Origin of the sequence: Chitinophaga terrae (ex Kim and Jung 2007), assembly GCF_900107795.1 — a bacterium.
Lineage (GTDB): Bacteria > Bacteroidota > Bacteroidia > Chitinophagales > Chitinophagaceae > Chitinophaga > Chitinophaga terrae.
This window is the reverse complement of record NZ_FNRL01000001.1, coordinates 118,714-138,753: the sequence shown is the minus strand read 5'-3', so window position 1 is coordinate 138,753 and position 20,040 is coordinate 118,714. Positions and strand designations below refer to the sequence as shown.

Here is a 20,040-nt window from a genome sequence, read left to right as displayed (position 1 = left end):
CGTAATAAATATTTTTTTTTGATAATAGATGAAAGGCGGCTACAGGCTTAAAAACGGGCAGTTCAATCCAGGATCTGGCAATCAAAACCCAGATCGGCAACCAGGTTGATGATCGTTTCCGGGGCAAAAATAACCGGGCTATCTATACGCAAAACTTTGTCACAATCTTCCAGGTCAACGCTGCAGGCAGTTACAGGGAGTTGGGCGACAATGGCATCGATAACATCACTTTTATCCTTCGTTGTTTGGATATTTGTTCGGAATATTCCCAACATGAGTTGAAAAATTTAATTAATCGGAATATTTTTGATGCAAATTTGCCATCGTTATCCCATACAACTGTTACACGAGAAGGATAATCTTTTACACTAAACGGATTTTTTATGGCCGTAGTGATTATGAATGATGAAAGGCATGTGCTGATGACAGAAGATATGCCGGCAGAACATTACAGGAAGATAGTGCATTCCCCTACCATCGTGGAGGAGTCTCACGCTATTGAAAAGGATTTCGGGATAGCGAACCTGCAGGAATTTCATTTCGATGGGATCAGCATTGTTTTCTGTACAGCAGACACTTACCAGAATATCAATATCAAAGCCGACCAGATAGAACCCCGGGTAGGACTGTTCTTCATGGAACAGGGGCAGATCACCGCCTCGATAGATGGTATTGCAGGGAAAAAGGCGTTTTCGACCCTGGAGCATAATCTTTTGTTTAGCCCGCACGATTCCGAGTCTGCAACCGTTAAAAAGCAAAGTAATATTCACTTTTTCGGGTTAAGCTTTTCTACTGACCGTTTCCTGGAATTAGCCGATAACAACGGGAAAGTGTTGGACAAAGTGGCCAACCGGGTTGCAGGAAACAAGTTTGTAGCCCTGCACAACAAACGTAACCTGCCAATTACCGCCAGTATGCAACGGGTAATTGCAGATATCCGTCGTTGCCCCTTTAATGGCCCGGTAAAAAAGCTGTTTTTCCATTCCAAGGCCCTGGAACTGCTTGCCTTGCAGTGCGATCAACTGGAGAATAATATATTGGAGTATCCCCGTGGCAAAGAAGGTATTTCGGCCCAGGATATGGAACGGCTGTACTACGCCCGGGAACTGGTGATCAATAATATCCAGCAACCATATAGCCTGGCCCAGTTATCGAAAAAAGTGGGGTTGAATGAGTTTAAACTTAAATCAGGCTTTAAAGCGCTGTTTAACAATACTGTATTCGGTTACCTGAACGAACACCGGCTGGATATTGCCCGCCAGATGATCCAGGAAGGAAAACAGAGTATGACAGCGATAGCCGAAGAGGCGGGATATTCTTCTCCCCAACATTTCAGCAACGCTTTCAGGAAACGTTTCGGGGTAACCCCGTTGCAGATAAGGAAGCAATAAGCTTCCTCACCTGTAGGAGATAATATATTAATATGCCAGTGTAAAACGCTGCCTGATGTGCTGAGGATGCTCCAACTCATCAATTAACGCTACCGCATAATCGGCGTTGGATATTTTACTTTCCCCTTTCTCATTGAACACTACCTGGTTGGTACCGAGGCGGAACTTACCCGTACGTGGTCCGGGTTCGATCATGATGGCAGGACTTAAAGCTGTCCAATCCAGGTCGTTAGCCTGTTTGATCACTTCCAGCGCTTCTTTGGTAGCAATAGCCAGGTTTTTCCATTCTGCAGGGAATTGAGGCGTATCGATCAACAGCGTGCCGGGAGCTACTTCCAGGCTGGCGGCGCCGCTTACCAGCAATACTCTTTTAATACCATCCTTCCTGGCAGCGTTTATCAACGCATTGGTAGCTTTTACAGATTCGGCTGTGTCGTCTGTTTTGTAAGCAACGATCACCGCTTCACTGCCTTTCAGCAATTCAGTCAATTCCGCTTCGTTGGTGGTATCGCCTTTTTTTACCGTCAGTCCGGGATTGCTGACTTTAATCTTTTCCGGGTGGCGTACAATGGCGGTAACCTCATGGCCCCTGCTCAAAGCTTCGTCTAATACAGCGGCGCCAATGAATCCTGATGCTCCGATAATAGCTACTTTCATAATGATATATTTTATGATCAGATAAATACAGCCTGACAGGCTGATTGTTTTAAATGTAATGTAATTTATTACAGTTTTAAACTGTAATTATTTTTGTTACAGTACAAAATTAGGCAAGTTTGTGATTTCTCCAAAAGAAATATTTAAAAATGGGTTTGGGAGGAGAGGGGCATTAAATGAAAAAAGCGCCCCTGCTGAGCAGGAGCGCCTTTTTGTATCAACCAAAATTGAATTAGTTTTTATCCAGCAGCATGGCCGTTGGTTTCTGTGCCGCCTTTTTAGCCGGAACGGGAGCTGTTTTAGCGGTATCCGGGGCAGGAGTACTTTTGGTCTTGTACATCTGTCCTAATGTTGGTGCAATAACCAGGGAAACGATAGACATCAGTTTAATGAGGATGTTCATGGAAGGACCGGAAGTATCTTTAAACGGATCGCCTACGGTATCGCCGGTTACAGACGCTTTATGCGGTTCTGATTTTTTATAATAGGTTTCACCGTTGATCTCAACGCCTTTTTCAAATGATTTTTTAGCATTATCCCAGGCGCCGCCGGCATTATTCTGGAAAATACCCATTAATACGCCGCTCACAGTTGCACCGGCAAGGAAACCTCCCAGTACTTCAGGTCCGGCCAGGAATCCTACCAGCAAAGGAGCTATCAGCGCGATAGCGCCAGGCAGCATCATTTCACGGATGGATGCCTGGGTAGAGATAGCCACGCATTTATCGTATTCCGGTTTGCCCGTGCCGTCCATAATTCCCGGGATTTCCCGGAACTGGCGGCGTACTTCCTGGACCATTGACATTGCGGCGCGGCCTACGGCTGCTATAGCAAGGGAAGAGAAGATAAACGGTATCATACCCCCGATGAACAGGCCAGCCAGTACATTGGCTTTATAGATATCGATACCCTGGATGCCTGCTACGCCCACGAAGGCAGCAAACAATGCCAGTGCGGTCAAAGCGGCGGATGCGATGGCAAACCCCTTACCTGTAGCTGCGGTGGTGTTACCTACGGCATCCAGGATATCTGTTTTTTCCCTTACATCTTTAGGCAGTTCGCTCATTTCGGCAATACCACCGGCGTTATCGGCGATGGGACCAAAGGCGTCGATCGCCAGCTGCATGGCGGTAGTGGCCATCATACCGGCGGCGGCAATGGCAACGCCATATAAACCAGCCAGGGTGAAAGAGCCGGCAATACCTGCCGCCAATACCAGGATAGGCAGCATGGTCGATTCCATACCTACAGACAAGCCCCCGATGATGTTGGTAGCAGCACCGGTAGCAGATTGTTTGATGATGGATTTAACAGGGCGTTTACCCATTGCCGTATAATATTCGGTGATAATACTGATGAGCGTACCCACTGCAAGGCCTACCAGGATGGCGCCAAACACCTGGCCGCTGGTGAAGCCGTGGCCCCTTAAGGTCATTGTTGTATCCGGCAGGATCCAGTACACCAGGAACCAGGATGCAGCGGCGGTGAGAATAATGGATCCCCAGTTCCCCATGTTCAGCGCTTTTTGTACCACGGCAGTGTTTAACCCCGCTGCATCGCTGATGCGTACAAAGAAAGTTGCAATAATGGAGAAGATGATACCTGCACCGGCAATGAGCATAGGCAGCAGGATAGGGGCAATTCCGCCAAACTGGTCGTGCGAGAGGGTTTCGGAGCCCAACACCATGGTTGCGAGTACAGTAGCTACGTAAGAACCGAAAAGATCGGCTCCCATACCGGCTACGTCTCCTACGTTATCGCCTACGTTATCGGCAATGGTGGCTGGGTTGCGCGGATCGTCTTCCGGGATGCCGGCTTCTACTTTACCTACCAGGTCGGCCCCTACGTCGGCAGCTTTTGTATAGATACCGCCGCCTACGCGGGCAAACAACGCAATACTTTCCGCGCCTAATGAAAAGCCGGTCAGTACTTCAATTGTTTTGATCATTTCGGCGGTATTGGCTTCCGCAACGAAATATGATTTCAATATAATGAACAGGGATCCCAATCCGAGAACTGCCAGACCGGCAACCCCCATACCCATTACGGAACCTCCTGTAAAAGATACCTGTAAAGCTTTGGCAAGACTGCTTCTTGCTGCCTGGGCTGTTCTTACATTAGCCTTGGTGGCTATTTTCATTCCAATAAACCCCGCGGTAGCAGAGAAAAAGGCGCCTATTATAAAGGCCAGTGCGATGGTCCAGTGAGAATTTTCGTGTGTAGCGCCCATGTATCCAAGTAACAGGGCTGCTATAATAACGAAGTAAATAAGGACTTTATACTCTGATTTCAGAAATGCCATAGCGCCTTCAGCAATGTGCTGAGCTATTTCTTTCATTTTATCATTGCCGGCATCCTGCTTGGTAACCCAGGAGCTTTTTACGGCAGTAAATAACAAAGCCAATAATCCAAAACATGGGACGAGGTAAACGATATTCATGTATGTGAAATTTATAAATCCGAGGTTGATAAAAGCGCTATTCTTGCAAATAGGATTTACACTAAATATTCAAATGAATATAAAACATAAATTGTTAATTGCGCAGTGCAATGGAAAATTATTCTGCACATCGGTCATTAGTCGGCATTTCAGCAAGAAAAAAATATCAGATACCTTCTTTAAAGGCTTGCCCTAACCCGGTAATGATGTCGCCTGCCGTCATAGCTTCCTGCGAATGTTCCGCGGCTGCTATGTCCCCCGCATATCCATGCAACCAGACGCCTAGTATTAATGCTTCTTTCGACGTATATCCCTGCGCCAGTAAGCCGGTAAGGATGCCGGTCAGCACATCTCCGCTGCCTCCTGTTGCCATACCCGGGTTCCCGGTGGGATTAAAATAAATACTGCCATCCGGACATGCCATTGCAGTATACCTACCTTTCAACAAGATATATAAATGCCTGGACACTGCTTCTTTTGATAATAGGGCCAATCTTTCAACGTCATTAGGGGCAGGTCCGAACAATCTTTCAAATTCTTTAGGATGAGGAGTTAAGATACTGTTTTTTGGAACAAGCTGCAACAACTTCGGATTCTTTGCCAACAGGTTCAGGGCATCTGCGTCTATCACCATTGGCTGCTGCCACGAGTGTAGCAACTGTTCGAACGACCTGGCGGTTTCAGGCTGGGTGTCTATCCCCGGGCCTATTCCTATCACTTTATAACGCGCGTCTGCCAGCCCGGTGTGGAAGTGGGTGTTAAAATAAGTGTCTTTATCCGGTATGCACATTGCACAGGGCTCGCTGATCTGCATGATCTCGTACCCGCATTTGGGCAGATGGCATGACAGCAGCCCTACACCGGCGCGTATGCAGGCCCTGGCGCTCAGAACGGCGGCTCCCATCTTGCCATAACTTCCTGCTATCAGCAGGGCATGACCATAAGTGCCTTTATGTGAAAACGGGTCTCGGGGTTTATAAATAGTACGGATGATCTGCCTGTCGGTCAGGTGATAACGGGTAGGGGTATGTAAAATATAATCGGGCGATAAACCGATGGGAAGAATATGTACTTCCCCGCTTAATGCAGCATTCTCCGGCAACAGGAAAGCCAGTTTATAAAACTCGAAACTGAGGGTATAATGAGCTTTTACCACGGCAAAATGGTTGCTGCTGGTATCGGCTATCATACCGGAAGGCAGATCTATTGCGATAACGGTATGCTGTGAGCGCAGGTCGTTGATCCGGTGAATAACCCCGGCAAGCCAGCCTTCTACAGGTCTGCTCATCCCTGTTCCAAAAAGGGCGTCTACAATGATGGCATTATCCGGAAGTCCGGGAAAATCGGAGAGGTCGCCGATCTCCGTTATGTTAGCGGGAAACGCTTCCCTGAGTTGCTGTAATTTGAGGGTATGATCTGCACTGGCGTTGGGTGAATGTTGAATAATGCAGGTATGAACGGTGTAGCCATGTTCCTGCAACAGCCTGGAGATAACGAGGCCATCTCCGCCATTATTTCCTTTTCCGCAGAAGATATACACAGGTTGGGTAGGGGAAAAATGATCTTCTATCCATTCGGCACATTTCCCTGCAGCCCTTTCCATAAGATCGGCGCTGCTGATGGGTTCGTGTTGAATGGTATATTGATCGGCTTCCCTTATCTGTGCTGCGGAGAAGATCTTCATAGTTCTAACGCGATTGGGTAATAAAAATAATTCAAAATCAGCAATTTCGATCCTTCAACCCAAAGCCTGTAAAATAAAAAACGGGCCATGGCTTGCCTCATGACCCGGTTGAATAAAGTGGTATGCCGGAATTAGAAAGTAAACCTGGCAGAAACACCACCGATTTCTTCGCCTATATAATTGGTAGGCCCAACGAACTGAACATAAGGTTTTAAATCTGCACTGATGTTCAGCGGAATATTTTTAAACGTGTATTCGATACCGATAATACCATCCAGACCCGGAGATACATAGGCGCCTTTGCCTTTGTCTACATACCTGTCCCAATCATAATCGCGGCGATCGTAAAATCCCAGGTGCGCACCGCCACCTGCATACATGTTCAGGTTAGGAACACCAATTCCCCAGTTGTATTCATACAAAGCAGTGAAAGTTGCGTTGTTCTTATGTGAGTGGTTGGTTGTTACCAATCCTTCTATGGCGTGAGGACCTGTAATAAAATGCCTGATGGTGAAACCTACCACCCATGGGTTCAAACGGATACCCAGGGCTGTAGAGTAATTAGCGGCTTCATTACCACTGCTGCGGTAATTCCTCTTTTGTGCGTTGGCTTGAGTGGCTACTATAGCTACCAGGCTAAGAAGTAACACGACTTTTTTCATAGATTGTTGTTTGATAAACTTTAAAATTGGCTTTTCCAGAAAGTTATTTTTCCGATAAATTTAAGTTACCGTTGCCTTACAATAACAGTGCCAACAGGTCGGACAAGCCGAAGGAAAATATATCCCGCAATACCTGCAAGCAAAGATGCTGCAATAACGGAGATAATGGCAATGATCTGCAATTCTCGCTCTGAATACGCCAAAGAAGCTATGAAGATAGACATCGTAAAACCAATTCCGGCAATAACGCCAATGCCTAATAACTGAAGCCAGCTGCTTTGAGATGGCAGTTTTGCCAGCTTCGTTTTTACTGCCAGGAATGAGAATAAAAATATTCCCAATGGTTTGCCTAACACCAGTCCCGCCATCACGCCATAGCTCAGCGAATTCTGTAAGGCGCCTGCAATATCGGCAGGCAGCATGATAGCTGTGTTGGCCAACGCGAAAACAGGCATGATAATAAAGTTTACAGGATCGTGCAGGCCATGTACCAACGCTGTAATTTTATCCTGTGGGATGCTGAATGCCAGCAATACACCGGCAATAGTTGCATGAACGCCTGAATTGAAAAGGCAATACCAGAGAATGATCCCCGGTATAAAATAGAAGATCAGTCTTTTAACCCTGAAATAGTTCAGGCATAACGGTATCAGGTACACGAAAATACCTATCAGCAGGAATTTAATATCCAGGTGCGGGGTATAGAAAATGGCGATAGTAAGGATGGCGCCAAGGTCGTCGATGATCGCCAGCGCCATAAGAAAGATCTTCAATGCCACGGGTACCCGTTTGGTTAGCAGGGATAGAATACCCAGCGAAAAGGCAATGTCGGTAGCCATTGGTATTCCCCAGCCGTGAGCATAAGGAGTACCCTGGTTAATGACGGAAAAAATAACTGCAGGGAAGATCATTCCGCCAATGGCTGCCAGAACGGGCAAAATGGCTTTACGGACAGAAGAAAGTTCTCCTACCGTCAATTCCCTTTTTATCTCCATCCCTACCAGGAAAAAGAACAGGACCATTAACCCGTCATTGATCCACAGGAGCCACGAGTTGGGTAATATAAGACCGTTTAAATGATAATGATGTTCGCCTGCCGGGTCGAAGAGTTTGGTCCAGAAACCAGTGTAGGCCTCTGCGGTAGAAGTGTTGGCAAGCAACATCGAAACAAAGGTGCATGCCAGTAATATTATCCCCACAGCGCGGCTGTCTTTCAGGAAAGTGTAAATAGGAGACAATAGTTTCTCACGAACAATATTCACTGTATTACGGATCATAACTAAGACCGGGCTTTAATAACACCGCGTTATTTCAAGGCCGGGGGCGGTGAAATAACGCGGCAACTGTATTGAAAATAAGGTTTTTATTGCATCAATTCATACTTCGTCTTGGGTTTGCGTTTTATTTCCCATTTAAAGTTCTCTAACTGTAACTGATCCATCGGACGTTGGGTGAAAGGATACATTGTTCCTTCCCCGTCTTTTATAAATACAACTTTGTAAACGTCGCTGTTCTTAAAATAGATGTCGATAATGGCCGACTGCGTTTTGTTAACGCTCATGAACGCGTCTTCCTTATCTTTAATATAGTTAATAGTTTCCGCATTTCCTTCCACATGCATCCAGTCCAGCTTTTCATCCTTCACATAACCGGTGATCTCGTTGCCTTTGATCTGGTTATACATGTTGGGTCCTGTTTCGTTGATGATAAACCCGTTGTTCTTCAACAACATTTTATCAGCAGTCTGGTTTTTGGTGAACATGTAGATAGTATCGCCGCTTAACTGGGTTGTGTTGTTAGACCATAAAACCGGCGATTTATAGAAACGGAAGATGGAATCGCGAGAACTGTAATAAACGCTGTCTGCCACTCCCTGCAAAGAGTCAGAGAAGATCCTTACGTTATGGTAAGCCAGGACGTACCTGAATTCGGTGGTATCGTCCTCCGCTTTTGCAGCCACGGGTGGCGTCAGGGTTTTTGACGTATCCGGCAATTCGATCTTCGATTCCGGAGCAATTTTTATGTTTTTGCTTAATGAGGGATCTAATTTCTGGCGATTGATAGCCAGTACGCTGTCCGGAACTACCATAGCCGGTTTGCCGGGAACGGTGTCCAGGTTTTTATTATCGGAGTTGGCGCCTTTTACCGGCAGTTGGATGGTTGCCGGGAATTTATCAGGAGGCTTGATCGTTTTGACGCTTTTAAGGTTCTTGGTAGGCGGATCCGGTATGCGTTTAAGCCCTGCGACTGAAGGAATGGAAAGACTGTCGTTGGCCCTGATAACGCCCGAAAACAGGGTATCTGCGGCCAGGTACATGGTGTCTTTATTCTTTTCCATGATCAGCAAAGGTTTTTGAATGGCCAGTACTGTTTTCTGTGTCTGGTTTACAATGCCTTTGTTGGCGAGTAACGACATTTTGCGGGTGGTATCCCTGTATACCATGTTACCGGTGGCATAGGCCATGCCGGTTGCCCTGTCCATTTCGATATTATCGGCAGTGATGCTGCTGGTACTGTCTTCGATGGTAGGCCTGTTCCCGAAATTGCCGTATCCTTTATCTGTGTCGTAATACCCGCTGGTGGCGTACATTACGCTTTTGTCGTTGTTGTTGATAGTAGTAGGAGCAACGAAAGTGGCTATTTTGGTACCGGTGTTATAAAGGAGTTCCGATGTGCTGAGGGTATATTCCGGATCTACCAGTAATACATTCTGGATGAAGTGCATTTCTTTGGTTTCCGTGTAGTAGTAACCTTCGTTGCTTGTCAGAACGCTTTTTCCATTCACGAGCCGCCCGCCTGTCTGGTAGGAGCCGATCTTGGCATTCATGTCGTATTGCAGTTCCGGTCCGGTGATGGTTACTTTTCCGTCGGTTAGTTTGGCATTTTCCCGGAGAACGGCAATCCTTGTGTTGGCGTCGTAGTTCAGGTAATTGCCGTAGATGTGAACACTGTCGGCCTGGTTGATGTGAATATTGCCGTATGCGTCGATGATGTTTGATTTATTGTTTTTTACAGCGCTGTCGCAACTGAAGAGGGTAGTGCCTTGTTTGAAGAGGGTATTGCCTACGAACCTGGTGAGGCTGACGGAGTCGTGCTCTATCATCAGCAGGCTGTCTGCATGCAGGATCTCTATAACAGATCCGGATTTAGGACGAGGCTGAACCGGAAACTGGGCACTGGCCGAAATAGCGAGGAGGCATATAACGGCCAGGAATATCCCTGATTTTATGTGTCGATGCATTGATTCTTATTGTTGTACCGCTGCTGTATCAGAAGGTAATGGTTTCGTTTTATCCTTTTTACCGAACAAAGAGAAATGTACGTAGCGTTTAGGATTGATACGCAGATCTTCCAACAGTTTATTCAGGTTACCTAATGAGTATTGCAGGTTATTATATACTTTTTTATCGTTCAGTAATAAACCGGCAGTACCATCTGTAGTATTAAGCTTGGCGATTGTCTGGTTCAGGTTATTAGCCGTTTGCTGCAGTTGTTGCAGTGTTTTGTCGATATTCCCGTTAGCCAGGGCGCCGGTAGCTTTTTCTGCATTGTCGAGTATCCCGGTGATTTTCTGGTTATTGTCTTTCAGGTTGCCGGTTACTGCAGCAAGGTTATCGAAGGTTTTCTGGATATTCCCGTTGTGCGGATCCAGCATACCGTTCAGGGATGCAGAAGTATGGGTGAAGTTGCGCATGGTGGCGTTCAGGTTCCTGATAGCATCCTGGAGGTTGCCTTTGGCAGTGGTATCGAGGATGGCGTTTACAGTAAGCAATACAGAGTCGATATTGGATAAGGTACCCTGTAATTTCTGCACCAGCGGGTTTAATTGTTCTTTGAGCGCGTCTGTCATGCTGCCATCGGTAGCGGCATAAACGGTATCGCCGCTCTGGAGGTATTCGGTGGCATTTCCCAGGTCTACCTGCACTGTTTTAGTGCCTAATAAGTCGCTACTGATACGGGCTACAGAGTTACGTGGGATGTCAATTTTTTTGGTGATGGTAAGGGTGACTAAAATCTGGCTTGCGTCTTTATCTTTTACTTCCAGGTTGCTTACGCTACCTACGACCAAACCGTTCACCTGTACGGCGTTTGCCGGCATTAAGCCATTTACGTTCTTATATACGGCGTAAATAGTCTTATTGTGTGAAAACAGGCTTTTTCCTTTCAATAGATTAAAACCCAGCACCAGGAGGGTTATCCCCACAACTGTCAATATCCCTACTTTGGTTTCATTAGATAATTTGAGCATGAGATTCGTATACGTTCACGCAAAAATAATCAAAAAGCATGCACGGGAAGTGGTTAGGGAAAAAACTTGATAAATAAAAGGGGAAAAAAGGAAAATTTTAAGAAAAGCTATTGGGGTAGAAGAAGTTAGCAGGAGGTAACAAAAGCGTCTTTAAATCCGAGTTTGCGGGCTTTCTTAAGTGCAGAAGAGGCTTGTTCATCGGTCTTGAATCGGCCCCAGATATATTTATGCATTTTTTTTTTATTCATGACCACCTGTTCGCGGTTGATCACACCATGAAGCTCCCTGAAAATGGGAGCTCCTGGTTTGTAGATCTTATCTGTGATCAGTAATTGAACACAATAGGCATCGGAAGAAGTGCCGGTTTTACCGTTGGTGGTTTTCCCGGTTTTTGCTGTTGATGCAGTGTTTTTCTGTTTTGTATTGCTGATCTTAGTTGTAGAATTAGGTGTGTTGCGGTTGTTGGTGAATCTGTCGAGTTCCTCCCTGTAACGTTTGATCGCCCTGTAAATGCAGTTAGCCATTTCAGTTTGCCCGTTTGCGGAGTTCAGGTAATCTTCTTCTTCCGGGTTGCTGATGAAGCCCAGTTCAACAAGCACGCTTGGCATCGCCGTAGCGGATAATACCCAGATACCTTTCTCGTTCCTTTGCCTTGCGCCCCTGCTGATCCTGCCCACTCTTGTAAATTCGTCTTCAATGAGGGTAGAAAGACGGAGGCTTTGGTCAAAGTACGCGTTCCTTAAAGTATTTAACAGGATAAAGGTTTCAGGATCAGTATCATCCATCAGCTGTTTCGTTTCTTCGGAGTTGGCGTCCAGGACGATCACGGAGTTTTGTTTCAGCGACTCCATTTTCGCATTGTTTTTACTGGTAGCCCAGATATAAGTTTCCGTACCTTTTGCATTGCTTGGGTAGTAGGCGTATATAGGCTGTTTTACAGCTACTTTCCTTTTACCTTTTTTATGGTAAACAGTCTTATAACCTGTTACTTTACGAATTTTACCGGTAGAATTACAGTGGATGGAAACGAAGAGTTCTCCTTTATTATCGTTGGCAATCTGAGCTTTAACGCGAGGGTCATCGAAGCGGTCCGTTTTTCGTGTATACACCACTTTTACATCCGGCATATTCTCTTCAATGATCTTCCCCAGTTTAAGAGCAACATCCAGCGTTACTTCTTTTTCGGTAGAGTAGCTTCCCCTGGCGCCGGGGTCATGGCCTCCATGTCCCGCATCAATTACGATAGTTTTAATCGGTTTATCCTGTTTAGGCGAATCGGGATTTTCTTTGGCCTGGATAAAGAAGGTACAGGTAAATAAAGTCCCCAATCCTAAAATCCAAAATCTGTTCCAGCGCGTGATTCTCATTTTAATGGGTGCTGTTTTTCACAAATAATAAAAAAAATAACTTTTTCTTTTAAACTAATAATCTGCTTGCTCCATGAGCGTTTCCACTACTTTGCCCCTCGCAGATATTTTCGGATTACAATTTACCCTTTGTAATAAATTGTACAAAATCTTGTAGGTTTGTGGCCGCCATAACACATGAACGCTAGCTACAAAAATAATTATAAAAAGTTTTTCAGACAGGCATACCTGGTTTTTGCCGGTATGTTCTTCGCCTTTCCGTTTATTATAGATGCAGTTGCGGCCTCCAGGCCACAAGGAAATTTCCTTTTTAACAAAAATTTGGCAGATACAACTACGCCAATCAAAGGTAAAGACACCAGCCGTCCGGCGGGTAAAGACTCCAACCTGCTTGGAAAGCGGGATTCTGCCACGTTGGCGGGCGACAGTACTTCCCTCAGCCAGAGCACCGATTCTTCAGGAGTAGATACGCTCTACATACCAAAAATATCCAAGGATACCCTGGATGCTCCTGTAAGTTACAAAGCAAAAGATTCAATTGTATTGCTGGTGCCTGATAAACGCTTCTACCTGTATGGTGCGGCTACCACCAAATATAAGACAATTGATCTGTCGGCAGAAAAAATGAATTTCGACCAGGAAACCGGTATCCTGGAGGCAACCAACGCGAAAGACACTGCCGGCAAGCTGTTCGGAGGACCCGTAATGAACGATGGCGGTCAAAGCTTCGAATCCGACACGCTTAAATATAATTTTACTTCTCAGAAAGCAAAGATCTATCATACAAAATCCCAGTACGGGGAAGGCTATATCCACAGCCAGCAAACAAAAAAGGCGGCAGATAACACCATTTTCGGTTTCAGGAACGGCTATACTACCTGTAACCTGGATACGCCGCACTTCAGCTTCCGGGCCAAGAAGATCAAGGTGATCCCCGACAAACTGGTGATCTCAGGTCCGGCGAACCTGGAAATTGAAGGCATCCCAACTCCATTATTTATTCCATTTGCCATATTTCCTATCACACAAGGACAGCGTTCAGGTATTTTGCCTCCGCAATACGTTGTAAACCAACAGAAAGGGATTGGTCTCGAAAACGGGGGGTACTACATCGGCCTGGGGGAGCATTTCGACCTGACCATGAGAGGAGATGTATATTCCTACGGGAGCTGGAGTTTAACAGCCAGTCCAACATATAGAAAAAGATATAAATATAGCGGGGGGCTGAACCTGAGTTTCGCAAATACCAGGTTCGGGGATCCGGCCATCAAGTCGGAGTTTTCCACATCCAAAGACTTCAGGGTTACCTGGAACCATAGTATGGACAGTAAAGCCCGCCCGGGTGTGAACTTCGGAGCAGCCGTAAACTTCGGTACTTCTTCGTATAACAGGTACAATGTATACGACTACAGCACCAGGGTGAATAACAATATCGGGTCTTCCATCACCTTCTCAAAAAACTGGCAGGGCAAACCTTATAACCTGAGCGTGGGCCTGAACCATACCCAGAACCTTAGCACCAGGGATGTATCCGTTTCCTTCCCGGATGCGACGTTCACGGTAAATACCATCTTCCCTTTCCAGCCTAAAGAACTGGTAGGTACACCTAAATGGTATCAGAAGATCGGTATTTCCTACAATACCATGCTGCGCAACCAGGCCAACTTTAAAGACTCCCTGTTCCTGAAACCGCAGATGTTCGACGCCATGCAGACCGGTATGCAACATAACATCCCGATCTCGTTCTCTATCCCGATCCTGAAAACACTGACCTTATCGCCCAGTATCAACTATACAGAATCGTGGTTCACAAAGAAATTCAACAGAACATGGAACCCGAATAAATTCAACCCGCAGACAGATACCCTGGGAGCGATTGATACCTCCTATACAGCGGGCTTCTATGCGGCAAGAAGCGTGAGCACCGGCGTATCTTTGTCTACCGCCCTGTACGGTATGTACGCCTTTAAAAAGACTTCCAAGATCAAGGCCATCAGGCATGTGATGAGACCAACTATCAGCGCCAGTTTCAGCCCCGATCTTTCCAAAGGCTATTATCACTATTTACAGTATAACAAAGAAGGAGATAAAAGCCTGGTGTCTGATTTCGACGGGGCTATCGTGAGCGTACCGTCCCCGGGTTCCTTCGGGGGGATCAGTTTCGGGCTGGACAATAACCTGGAAATGAAAGTTTTCTCGAAAAAAGATACTTCCGGGAACCATGAAAAGAAAGTGAAGTTGCTGGATGGTTTCGGTCTTAATACCAACTATAACCTCCTGGCCGACTCGTTCAAGTTATCGCCATTTAGCTGGTATGCCAGAACGAACCTCTTCGACAAAGTGAATATCTCTGCCAGCGGTAATATTGATCCTTACCAGGTAGATAACCGCGGGCACAGGTTGGATAAATATGTATGGCAGGCGGGTAAGCTCAGCCTGGGCCGCCTCACCAATGCCAGCCTGACACTGAGTACTTCTTTCCAGTCGAAAGACAAAAAATCAAAAGCCAAGCAGCAAACGATAGATTCCATTGAAAATGCGCAGACCTCTGATGCGGCCTTCCAGGCGCAGCAGCGGCAATTGCAGATGGTAAGAAATAACCCTGGCGAGTATGTGGATTTCGATATTCCGTGGCGACTGGATCTTTCGTACAGCCTTTCTTATACGAACACAGTATTGGTAGACTCCGGCGGTTATGTACGTCGTTTAACCCAGTACGTTAGTTTCAACGGCGACTTCAGTTTAACGCCCAAGTGGAAGATCGGTATGAACAGCGGTTTTGATTTCACGAATATGCAGATCGCCTATACGAATATGTATATTTCGAGGGACCTGCATTGCTGGCAGATGTCGATCAACCTCGTACCGTTCGGTACATTTAGGCAATTCAGTATCACCATCAACCCGAAGGCCGGTATCCTGCGGGACCTGCGGATCAACCGATCGCGGCAGTTCATGGATCTATAGTTTCACGCAAAGAAAAGAAGGAAGCTAAGAAGCATAAGATATTCTTTTAAGAGAAATAAGAAAGCAAAGGAAAAGAAGATGTTATATAACTTAATCTTCTTTCCCTTTGCTTTCTTATTTTCCTTAAATAAAATCCTTTGCGCTCTTTGCTTCCTCTGTGTCTTCGCGTGAAACACCCGCGGAGTAGTAATCCCACATAATTTTAAACACCTTCTCTTTAAGGGCCGGGATATCGTCCCTGGTGAGGCCTGTGGTATGGATAGGCGGCAGGAAATGGTATTCTATTTTATGTGGCCAGGCGTAGAAGCCTTTATTTGGAGGAAATATTTTCCTGGTATTAAACAGTAACGAAGGCATTAAAGGTTTCTGGGAATCGATGGCTAACGCGAACGCACCATCGTAGAAAGCTTTTAAGGGATCAGGCGTACGGTTGCGGGTACCTTCGGGATAAAGGAGGATATTGAATCCCATTTCCAGCGCCTGTTTCATTTCAACAACACTTTGTTTCCTGCTGGCTTCACTGCTTCTGTCTACCATGATACCGCCGATCCTGTACATTACGCCGAAGAGGGGGATCTTACCCATACTGGCTTTTGCCAGGGTTTTATTGAGTCCTGGTATTTTTGAAGTAGTAACAGGAACGTCCATTAATGAATTGTGGTTGCAGACGATCACATAGGTTTCACCGGATTTGAAGTTTTCGAGGCCTTTACGGGTAACAGGACAGCCGATTAAAGGAAGATATACTTTCATCCATACTCTTCCTATAGCCAGGAATCCTTTGGATTTCTGAGGGTCGGGGAAGAATGAAAGGATCCAGATAGGGATAAAAACGATGAGCATTGTGATAATAAACAGCAACAACGCATACAATGCATATAATCTGCCGAGTATAAGCTTCAACATAGTTTTTTATTTATAGTCGCCAGTCTACTGGTTCAATACCGGCTTTACCTAATATTTCATTGGTCCTGGAAAAATGCCTGCATCCGAAAAATCCTTTGTCGGCGCTGAATGGCGATGGATGGGCAGCTTGCAGGATATGATGCCTGGTAGCATCAATGAGATATTGTTTGTCTTGCGCAAATCTTCCCCACAGCAGGAATACTACGTTTTCTTTTTTATCAGAGATCTTTTTTATGACAGCGTCGGTAAAATCACCCCATCCGATTTTGCTGTGTGATGCGGGTTCATTGGCTCTAACTGTCAGGAAAGCGTTCAGGAGTAACACCCCGTTTTCAGCCCATTTGGTGAGGTTGCCACTGGTAGGGATCTCAAGTCCGAGATCTGTTTTCATTTCTTTATAGATATTTACCAGTGAAGGAGGCGGTTTAACGCCATCGGGAACGGAGAAGCTCAAACCATGCGCCTGGCCGGGGTTATGGTAAGGGTCTTGTCCGAGTATCACTACTTTTACGTTTTGGAACGGTGTTTTTTCAAAGGCATTGAAAATAAGGCTGCCATTGGGATAGATAGTTTTGCCGAGCGCTTTTTCATGTTTGAGGAACATGGCTATTTGCTCGAAATACGACTTCTTGAATTCTTCGTTTAGCACTTCCTTCCAGCTTGATTCGATTTGTACGTCCATAGTGGTCTCAAAATATTTAAAGAAAAATAGAATTAAATTTGATTAATTGGGAAGAAATTATATAAATTTGCACTCCCAAAACGAGATAAATATAACAATTTATTTCAGATTACAAGGGGAATAACGATATATAAGTCTCGGTAGCTCAGCTGGATAGAGCAACTGCCTTCTAAGCAGTAGGTCATTGGTTCGAATCCAATCCGGGACACGAAGTAAGCCGATTGAATTTCAATCGGTTTTTTTATTCCTGTCTGATTTCTGCCGCTTCAATTCCCTAAGGATGAATGTTTCACAGATTATGTTAAGCCAATTTGCATTTTAAAGAAGAAGAATTATCTCGTATTAGGTTTGATTGTGTTTGTTTGTTCGGAAAAAAGTACGTAATTTAGTACGTAAAAATAAACAAATGCGAGTTGTTAATTACTCTGAATTTCGAAATCACCTGGCGGAAAATCTCAACGCTGTAAATGATGACAAGGAAATTGTTGTAGTATCCAGGGTGCAAGGAAAAAATGTAGTTGTAATGGATTTAGACGAATATAACTCGATTCAAGAGACACTTCATTTATTAAGTACAAAAGCCAATCGTAAAAGATTGGAGGAGTCTATACAGGAAATGGCCAAAGGGAAATCCGCTAAACATAAATTGATTGAAAAATAATGGAATTGGTTTGGCAGACAAACGCGTGGGAGGATTATCTTTATTGGCAGGAACAAGACAAGAAAATTCTGTTTAGAATTAATGACCTTATTAAAGATACATTGCGTTCTCCGTTCAAGGGAATTGGTAAGCCCGAACCTTTGAAAGGAAATCTCGCCGGGTTTTGGAGTAGACGTATTAATGATGAACATAGACTGGTTTATACCGTAAAAGATAAAAGACTACACATCATTCAATGCAGATTCCATTATAATTAACAAAATAGTATACTGCCTTCTAGTCAGTCGGTCATTGGTTCGAATCCAATCCGGGACACGAAGCTAGCAGGAAAATTGCCAATAGCAGTTTTCCTTTTTTGTTTGTTGGCACACTGTAAATAGCTTCTGTTATAATTATTATATTCGAATGTAATTCAATTTGTAAGATTAAGTATTCTTGCTTAAATACAGGAATTGCATCGGTCTATTTAACTACAAAAATGTATCTTGCTATAGTGATAAAATGACGCTGGAGACTTTGATAAAGATGTCTTTTTACTATGATAACTAATATTAAAGATGAGTAAGATTAGGATAAAGAATTTTGGGCCTATCGGTGACGGTTATATAGAGAAGGGAGGTTGGATGGACATACGCAAGGCAACCGTACTTATCGGTAATCAAGGCTCCGGTAAAAGTACAGTTGCAAAATTGATATCCACTTTTACGTGGATTGAAAAAGCGCTGGTACGGGGCGATTATCCTCAAAAATGGTTTGAACGCAAGAACAAGCTTAAGAATCAATATTTACCCTACCACAGGTTAGAAAACTACCTTAAGTCCAGTGGTGACAAACAAACGGAGATTCAATATATTGGAGAGGCCTATTCCATTAGCTACCAGAAAGGCTCTTTGTCAATTGAGGAAATAACTCATTCGTCTTATCCGTTGCCCCAGATCATGTATGTGCCGGCGGAACGGAACTTTATTGCATACGTTAAGTCGCCAAAAGAGTTAAAGCTATCTTCACCTTCTTTACAGGAGTTTCTAACTGAGTTCGATAATGCAAAAAATGAATTGAGAGGTCCTGAACCTCTGCCGATCAACAGTACTGCTATAGAGTATGATAAATTAAATGATACCTTAAACTTAAGAGGCGCCGACTATAGATTGAAGTTATCTGAAGCGTCCAGCGGTTTTCAATCATTGGTGCCGCTTTACCTGGTTTCCTCTCATTTGGCTAATTCAATTGTAAAAAATAACGGGGATAACCAAAATGGTAAAGACCAAATGACGGCGGATGAAATGGCGCGTTTCAGGAAAGGTGTGGAGGAAATCTGGAACAATGACAGTTTTACAGAAGAACAACGTAGGCTTGCACTTTCGGCCCTGGCAGCAAAATTTAATAAATCGGCATTTATTAATATTGTTGAAGAGCCAGAGCAAAATTTATTTCCTGATTCTCAATGGGAAATATTGCAAAGTTTACTTGGCTTTAACAATATTAGTGCTGGCAACAAATTAATCCTGACAACACATAGTCCCTACATTATCAGCTTTCTGAATATTGCTATCTTAGGTCATGATTTAAAGAACAAGATTGAAGATGCAAATCGAACTTCAGATTTATTGCCAAGACTGCACGAAATAGTAAATAAAAATTCGTTAATAAGTTCGGCAGACGTCGTAGTTTACCAATTGGATGAAAAAGATGGAACTATCCGGAAGCTGCCGGCTCCGACAGGGATTCTGACAGATAAGAATCAGCTCAATATGAAAATCAGAGAAGCGAATCAATTGTTTGATGCCTTATTAGAAATAGAAGAAGACCTAGCGATATGAATTTTTTTGACAGTACTTGCCAGGAATCTCCACGCTGTGATGAACTGTTCGGTATTTGTGATGATCAAAATGGCAAGAAAGCTTATACCAGTGTAGATGACAACTCTAAATGGGTAGCCACAGTAATAAATAAAAAGAAAATTGAACTGATTTTTACTGCCATTGATGCTTGTGTGATAACCGGGGATCAACATCCAGGTAGGGGCAGATGCGATGGGATGTTAACATCTCATGAGCATATATTTTTCGTAGAGTTAAAAGATAAGGCCTCTGATTGGATAACTGATGCCATTGATCAATTGGAATCTACTGTTCAGTTTTTTCTGGAGGAACATAGTTTGGCACAATACCGCCATAAAAAGGCATTTGCGTGTAATAAGCGGCGCCCTCATTTTCAGGAAATAGACCAGGAAACACAATTGAAATGGTTTAGATCATACGGAGTTAGATTAGATGTACAAGCAGAAGTTATTGTCATATAGTCTATGTAATTAAAGCAACTTTTGTTGATATAAAAAGTCGCCAAGGCATTGCCCCGGCGACTTTTCAATAAC

Annotated in this window: 17 protein-coding genes and 1 tRNA gene; 7 read left to right on the top strand and 11 right to left on the bottom strand. The window is 44.5% G+C overall.

Annotated features, from left to right (window positions below; all coding sequences use genetic code 11):
- Nucleotides 1-62: 62 nt before the first annotated feature.
- On the bottom strand, nucleotides 63-275 hold the full coding sequence (locus BLV62_RS00560) for a hypothetical protein (protein WP_089757543.1): 213 nt from the start codon (nucleotides 273-275) through the stop codon (nucleotides 63-65).
- A gap of 108 nt (nucleotides 276-383) precedes the next feature.
- Between BLV62_RS00560 and BLV62_RS00555 the strand changes: the two genes are divergently transcribed.
- Nucleotides 384-1,391 carry a helix-turn-helix transcriptional regulator gene (locus BLV62_RS00555; protein ID WP_089757540.1) on the top strand — a complete coding sequence of 336 codons (1,008 nt, stop codon included), beginning with the start codon at nucleotides 384-386 and terminating at the stop codon, nucleotides 1,389-1,391.
- A 27-nt stretch (nucleotides 1,392-1,418) separates the two neighbouring features.
- On the opposite strand, the gene BLV62_RS00550 is transcribed toward BLV62_RS00555, so the two are convergent.
- From BLV62_RS00550 to BLV62_RS00515, 8 genes are all read right to left on the bottom strand, one after another.
- Nucleotides 1,419-2,048 carry an NAD(P)-dependent oxidoreductase gene (locus BLV62_RS00550; RefSeq protein ID WP_089757537.1) on the bottom strand — a complete coding sequence of 210 codons (630 nt, stop codon included), beginning with the start codon at nucleotides 2,046-2,048 and terminating at the stop codon, nucleotides 1,419-1,421.
- Nucleotides 2,049-2,280: 232 nt separating this feature from the next.
- Nucleotides 2,281-4,488: a sodium-translocating pyrophosphatase gene (locus tag BLV62_RS00545; RefSeq protein WP_089757535.1), complete on the bottom strand. Its 2,208-nt coding sequence runs from the start codon at nucleotides 4,486-4,488 to the stop codon at nucleotides 2,281-2,283.
- A 166-nt stretch (nucleotides 4,489-4,654) separates the two neighbouring features.
- Nucleotides 4,655-6,172, bottom strand: coding sequence for an NAD(P)H-hydrate dehydratase (locus BLV62_RS00540; RefSeq protein WP_089757533.1), 1,518 nt, complete (start codon nucleotides 6,170-6,172; stop codon nucleotides 4,655-4,657).
- A 131-nt stretch (nucleotides 6,173-6,303) separates the two neighbouring features.
- On the bottom strand, nucleotides 6,304-6,834 hold the full coding sequence (locus BLV62_RS00535) for a hypothetical protein (RefSeq protein WP_089757531.1): 531 nt from the start codon (nucleotides 6,832-6,834) through the stop codon (nucleotides 6,304-6,306).
- A gap of 65 nt (nucleotides 6,835-6,899) precedes the next feature.
- Nucleotides 6,900-8,111, bottom strand: a complete 1,212-nt coding sequence (gene nhaA, locus BLV62_RS00530; protein ID WP_089757529.1) for a Na+/H+ antiporter NhaA — start codon at nucleotides 8,109-8,111, stop codon at nucleotides 6,900-6,902.
- Nucleotides 8,112-8,197: 86 nt separating this feature from the next.
- Nucleotides 8,198-10,075 carry an OstA-like protein gene (locus BLV62_RS00525; RefSeq protein ID WP_089757527.1) on the bottom strand — a complete coding sequence of 626 codons (1,878 nt, stop codon included), beginning with the start codon at nucleotides 10,073-10,075 and terminating at the stop codon, nucleotides 8,198-8,200.
- Between the two features lie 6 nt (nucleotides 10,076-10,081).
- Complete coding sequence (locus BLV62_RS00520; RefSeq protein WP_089757524.1) at nucleotides 10,082-11,083, bottom strand: MlaD family protein; 1,002 nt, start codon at nucleotides 11,081-11,083, stop codon at nucleotides 10,082-10,084.
- A 125-nt stretch (nucleotides 11,084-11,208) separates the two neighbouring features.
- Complete coding sequence (locus tag BLV62_RS00515; RefSeq protein WP_089757522.1) at nucleotides 11,209-12,450, bottom strand: N-acetylmuramoyl-L-alanine amidase family protein; 1,242 nt, start codon at nucleotides 12,448-12,450, stop codon at nucleotides 11,209-11,211.
- A 321-nt stretch (nucleotides 12,451-12,771) separates the two neighbouring features.
- On the opposite strand from BLV62_RS00515, the gene BLV62_RS00510 reads away from it, so the two are divergent.
- On the top strand, nucleotides 12,772-15,417 hold the full coding sequence (locus BLV62_RS00510; RefSeq protein WP_139169864.1) for a putative LPS assembly protein LptD: 2,646 nt from the start codon (nucleotides 12,772-12,774) through the stop codon (nucleotides 15,415-15,417).
- Nucleotides 15,418-15,540: 123 nt separating this feature from the next.
- Here the strand turns inward: BLV62_RS00510 and BLV62_RS00505 are convergent, their stop codons facing one another.
- Both BLV62_RS00505 and ung read right to left on the bottom strand, forming a co-directional pair.
- The gene (locus BLV62_RS00505) at nucleotides 15,541-16,323 is read right to left on the bottom strand and encodes a lysophospholipid acyltransferase family protein (protein WP_089757518.1); all 783 of its coding nucleotides are present in this window, start codon (nucleotides 16,321-16,323) and stop codon (nucleotides 15,541-15,543) included.
- Nucleotides 16,324-16,333: 10 nt separating this feature from the next.
- Entirely contained in the window at nucleotides 16,334-17,005 is a 672-nt protein-coding gene (gene ung / locus BLV62_RS00500; RefSeq protein WP_089757515.1) for a uracil-DNA glycosylase, read from the bottom strand.
- 134 nt (nucleotides 17,006-17,139) lie between these two features.
- On the opposite strand from ung, the gene BLV62_RS00495 reads away from it, so the two are divergent.
- The 5 genes from BLV62_RS00495 to BLV62_RS00475 all read left to right on the top strand — a co-directional run bounded on the left by BLV62_RS00495 (nucleotide 17,140) and on the right by BLV62_RS00475 (nucleotide 19,968).
- Nucleotides 17,140-17,213: transfer RNA gene (locus BLV62_RS00495), tRNA-Arg, on the top strand.
- 198 nt (nucleotides 17,214-17,411) lie between these two features.
- Nucleotides 17,412-17,666 (top strand): type II toxin-antitoxin system Phd/YefM family antitoxin, encoded by a 255-nt coding sequence (locus BLV62_RS00490; protein WP_089758153.1) that lies wholly within the window; start codon nucleotides 17,412-17,414, stop codon nucleotides 17,664-17,666.
- Nucleotides 17,666-17,923 carry a Txe/YoeB family addiction module toxin gene (locus BLV62_RS00485; RefSeq protein ID WP_089757513.1) on the top strand — a complete coding sequence of 86 codons (258 nt, stop codon included), beginning with the start codon at nucleotides 17,666-17,668 and terminating at the stop codon, nucleotides 17,921-17,923. The genes BLV62_RS00490 and BLV62_RS00485 overlap by 1 nt, the downstream gene beginning before the upstream one ends.
- Before the next feature lie 300 nt (nucleotides 17,924-18,223).
- On the top strand, nucleotides 18,224-19,486 hold the full coding sequence (locus BLV62_RS00480) for an AAA family ATPase (protein ID WP_089757511.1): 1,263 nt from the start codon (nucleotides 18,224-18,226) through the stop codon (nucleotides 19,484-19,486).
- Nucleotides 19,483-19,968 carry a hypothetical protein gene (locus tag BLV62_RS00475; protein ID WP_089757509.1) on the top strand — a complete coding sequence of 162 codons (486 nt, stop codon included), beginning with the start codon at nucleotides 19,483-19,485 and terminating at the stop codon, nucleotides 19,966-19,968. Before BLV62_RS00480 ends, BLV62_RS00475 begins: the two co-directional genes overlap by 4 nt.
- Nucleotides 19,969-20,040: the final 72 nt, after the last annotated feature.

Coding starts and splice junctions, on each gene's coding strand:
- BLV62_RS00560 (WP_089757543.1), bottom strand. CDS start 275: ATGTTGGGAATATTCCGAACAAATATCCAAACAACGAAGGATAAAAGT.
- BLV62_RS00555 (WP_089757540.1), top strand. CDS start 384: ATGGCCGTAGTGATTATGAATGATGAAAGGCATGTGCTGATGACAGAA.
- BLV62_RS00550 (WP_089757537.1), bottom strand. CDS start 2,048: ATGAAAGTAGCTATTATCGGAGCATCAGGATTCATTGGCGCCGCTGTA.
- BLV62_RS00545 (WP_089757535.1), bottom strand. CDS start 4,488: ATGAATATCGTTTACCTCGTCCCATGTTTTGGATTATTGGCTTTGTTA.
- BLV62_RS00540 (WP_089757533.1), bottom strand. CDS start 6,172: ATGAAGATCTTCTCCGCAGCACAGATAAGGGAAGCCGATCAATATACC.
- BLV62_RS00535 (WP_089757531.1), bottom strand. CDS start 6,834: ATGAAAAAAGTCGTGTTACTTCTTAGCCTGGTAGCTATAGTAGCCACT.
- nhaA (WP_089757529.1), bottom strand. CDS start 8,111: ATGATCCGTAATACAGTGAATATTGTTCGTGAGAAACTATTGTCTCCT.
- BLV62_RS00525 (WP_089757527.1), bottom strand. CDS start 10,075: ATGCATCGACACATAAAATCAGGGATATTCCTGGCCGTTATATGCCTC.
- BLV62_RS00520 (WP_089757524.1), bottom strand. CDS start 11,083: ATGCTCAAATTATCTAATGAAACCAAAGTAGGGATATTGACAGTTGTG.
- BLV62_RS00515 (WP_089757522.1), bottom strand. CDS start 12,450: ATGAGAATCACGCGCTGGAACAGATTTTGGATTTTAGGATTGGGGACT.
- BLV62_RS00505 (WP_089757518.1), bottom strand. CDS start 16,323: ATGTTGAAGCTTATACTCGGCAGATTATATGCATTGTATGCGTTGTTG.
- ung (WP_089757515.1), bottom strand. CDS start 17,005: ATGGACGTACAAATCGAATCAAGCTGGAAGGAAGTGCTAAACGAAGAA.
- BLV62_RS00490 (WP_089758153.1), top strand. CDS start 17,412: ATGCGAGTTGTTAATTACTCTGAATTTCGAAATCACCTGGCGGAAAAT.
- BLV62_RS00485 (WP_089757513.1), top strand. CDS start 17,666: ATGGAATTGGTTTGGCAGACAAACGCGTGGGAGGATTATCTTTATTGG.
- BLV62_RS00480 (WP_089757511.1), top strand. CDS start 18,224: ATGAGTAAGATTAGGATAAAGAATTTTGGGCCTATCGGTGACGGTTAT.
- BLV62_RS00475 (WP_089757509.1), top strand. CDS start 19,483: ATGAATTTTTTTGACAGTACTTGCCAGGAATCTCCACGCTGTGATGAA.